At 62.4% G+C, this 346-nt stretch carries 1 protein-coding gene; it reads left to right on the top strand.

Annotated elements, in window-relative coordinates:
• Positions 1 to 346, top strand: a 346-nt coding sequence (locus MOV76_RS39560) for a transposase (RefSeq protein ID WP_247266637.1), incomplete at both ends; no start/stop codon positions are given.

Raw genomic sequence — 346 nt, 5'->3', positions numbered from 1 at the left:
CGCCGTCATTATCGCGGTGGGCGTCAACAGCGACGGTCGGCGCGAGGTCCTGGGTATGGAAGTTGGCACCTCGGAGGCCGAACCGATCTGGACGGAATTCCTGCGCAGGCTGACACGTCGAGGATTACGTGGTGTGAACCTTGTTGTCTCCGATGCGCACGAAGGTCTCAAGGCCGCCGTCACCAAGGTTCTCAATGCCACTTGGCAAAGGTGGCGGGTTCACTTCATGAGGAAGGTGCTCGCGCATGCTGGAAAGAGCGGCAGGCGGGTCGTATCCGCCTTCATCGCGACGGCCTTTGCCCAGGAGACCCCGGAGGCAGCAAGCGCACAATGGCGCAGTGTCGCC

Origin of the sequence: Rhizobium sp. PRIMUS64 (assembly GCF_023006465.1) — a bacterium.
GTDB lineage: Bacteria > Pseudomonadota > Alphaproteobacteria > Rhizobiales > Rhizobiaceae > Rhizobium > Rhizobium leguminosarum.
This window is presented reverse-complemented; position numbering and strand designations above follow the sequence as displayed.